Below are 2319 nucleotides of genomic sequence, written 5' to 3'. Positions count from 1 at the left end.
GACGGTGGTCTTTATGAAGTTGCCCGACGTCCGGCTCAGCCCGGAGCGCGTTCTGAAGGAGATTTCCGAGATAGCGGAGTTCCACAGGATTCAGGGCTCGAGGGAACTCGTTGAGAGCGTTGAGATGATTAAGGAGAGGCTCGATGAGCTCGGCGTTGAGAACAAACTCCTCCGCTCGACCTACGACGGAAAAGCCTGGCACGGAACGCTGGCTTCCCCAATAGCTTGGAATCCAGTTCGCGGGGAGCTGTCCTACGGCGAGAGGAAGCTGACGACGGAGGAAAGCTCTCTCCTTATAATGGCCCACTCACCCCAGGGAGAGGCAAAGGCCGAACTCCTGCCGGTTTTCCGCGACGAAGACTGGGAGAAGGCAGAGGGAAAAATCGTTCTGGTTGGAAGAAACTGGAGGGATGCATACAGAAAGGCCAACGAGGCCGGCGCCAGGGCCTTCATAGCCTACCGCGAGGGAACCGGCGAGTTCTACCCGTACCTCGGCCTGTTCCTGACGAGGGACGACCTTGAGTGGGCGAGGATTCCCGCACTGGCGGTTCCTGAGAGCGCGGCAAAGGATATGATTTCAAAATCCCTCAAAGGTGGCGTAGAGGTGAGCGTCTCCGTTCAGGTGGAAACCCCCGAAAAAGAAGACCTCCCGATGCTCTACGCAACTGTGGGAGAGGCCCCTTACATCGTCTTCTCGGCCCACATCTGCCACCCCAAGCCCGGGGCCAACGACAACGCGAGCGGGAGTGCAATGCTCATAGAACTCGCGAGGAAGCTCAGCGAGGCCTACAATGACTCCTTCCGCTTCGGCTTCGCCTTCCTCTGGGTTCCAGAATATCATGGAACGCAGGCCTTCTTCGAAAGGGTGAAACCTGAGGAATTCTACGCCAACGTAAACCTCGACATGGTCGCCGGCAGTTCCGACAGGAGCGGCTCAACGCTTATGCTCGTGAGAACTCCGCTCTCACACTTCTCCATCGTTTCCGGCCTGCTCGAGCACTTTATCGGGCTGACCAATAGGAAGGGAAAGAGCTTCTCAGGAAGCGAGCTTCCGGCGATGGCCTTTAAAGCTTACCCCTACGAGATGGGGAGCGACCACGACATCTTCAACTTCTTCAATATTCCGGGAACGATGCCGATAACCTGGCCTGACCGCTTCTACCACTCGAGCGGGGACACAGTCGAGAAGGTCAGCCTCGAGACAATTGCGATAATCGGAAACGCGGCTCTGGCGACGGCCCTTACACTGGCAAAGGAGGACAGGGAGAAGCTGAGGCGCTTCGCGAGGGGCTACGCCATGAAGGTCCTCGGAGAGGTTTCCATGAACACCGAAACTGAGGAGAGCGAGAAGCTCGTCATGAAGGGCCTCGCGAGGGATTCAAAGTTCATAGGCTTCGAACTCGGCCACGAGTTTGAGAGCGAGCCCTGGCTCGAATGGAAACTCAGGGGAATCCTCAACGAGAGGCTGATTAGGCGGAACGGTGGCAACGCGGAGGAGTTCAAGAAGCTAACCGAGGACAGAAAGGCCTACGCCCAGCTCCACGAACTGCTCATGCTCTCGGAGCTGCTGCCGAAGGAGAGGGCCTTCAAAGCCCTTGAGGAGGAATACGGAAAAATTGAGAGGGAGAAACTGGAGAAGCTCGTCGGGATTCTTGAGGGGGCGGGAATCGTCAGTTCCTCGTCCCCTTGAGCTCTTTTTCAAGCTCGCTTATTCTCTCCAGAATATACCTCTTTATGCTCTCGAGCAGTTCCCCGGGCGAGACCGCGGTGTAGGTGTATCCGAGCCATCCCTGCTGGATTAGCTCCCTTTTGAGAATCCCCCTTCTGTATAGGCTGAGGACGTGCTCCCTGACCGAGCGCTCGCTTATTCCGAGTTCCCTGACTATCTCGGTGATTCTCATGGGCCTGCTCTTTTCGAGGAGCAGACGGTATATCCTCAGCTCGGTTTTCTTGACCCCGATGGAGCGCAACAGGGCCTCCAGCTTCTCGTATACCTCCTCCATCTCTCCCACCGATGCAATCACACCTATGAAATACTCTCTTCATACCTATTAATAAATCTTTGCATCACCACCTCCAGTAGGCGCGGGTGAAGAGAACAAAGGCCGTTACAATCTCAAGCCTCCCAAGCCACATTAGGAAGAACATCAGGATTTTCGTCCCTGTCGGGAAAATCAGGTAGTTGGCCATCGGCCCAACGGCCCCTATGCCGGGCCCTATGTTGCCGAGCGTCGCCGCGACAGCGCTCATGGCATCGGCGAGTGGAATCGGCTTTCCGGTTGTCGTTCCGTTGAGAACAGCAACCACCGACGATACGAG

Annotated in this window: 3 protein-coding genes; 1 reads left to right on the top strand and 2 read right to left on the bottom strand. The window is 56.5% G+C overall.

The window, feature by feature from the left end; all coding sequences use genetic code 11:
• Positions 1–13: 13 nt before the first annotated feature.
• Positions 14–1690, top strand: coding sequence for a DUF4910 domain-containing protein (locus MVK46_RS04775; RefSeq protein WP_297535506.1), 1677 nt, complete (start codon positions 14–16; stop codon positions 1688–1690).
• On the opposite strand, the gene MVK46_RS04770 is transcribed toward MVK46_RS04775, so the two are convergent.
• On the bottom strand, positions 1671–2003 hold the full coding sequence (locus tag MVK46_RS04770) for a transcriptional regulator (protein WP_297535505.1): 333 nt from the start codon (positions 2001–2003) through the stop codon (positions 1671–1673). The two genes, MVK46_RS04775 and MVK46_RS04770, sit on opposite strands and share 20 nt — an antisense overlap.
• 64 nt (positions 2004–2067) lie before the next feature.
• Positions 2068–2319: potassium transporter TrkG (locus MVK46_RS04765; protein ID WP_297535504.1), on the bottom strand; the 252-nt coding region annotated here is incomplete at its 5' end.

The sequence above is a fragment of the Thermococcus sp. genome (assembly GCF_027066465.1).
GTDB lineage: Archaea > Methanobacteriota_B > Thermococci > Thermococcales > Thermococcaceae > Thermococcus.
This window is presented reverse-complemented; position numbering and strand designations above follow the sequence as displayed.

Bases quoted from the DNA above. Each gene is read 5' to 3' on its own strand.
- MVK46_RS04775 (WP_297535506.1), top strand. From the start codon at position 14: ATGAAGTTGCCCGACGTCCGGCTCAGCCCGGAGCGCGTTCTGAAGGAG.
- MVK46_RS04770 (WP_297535505.1), bottom strand. From the start codon at position 2,003: ATGGAGGAGGTATACGAGAAGCTGGAGGCCCTGTTGCGCTCCATCGGG.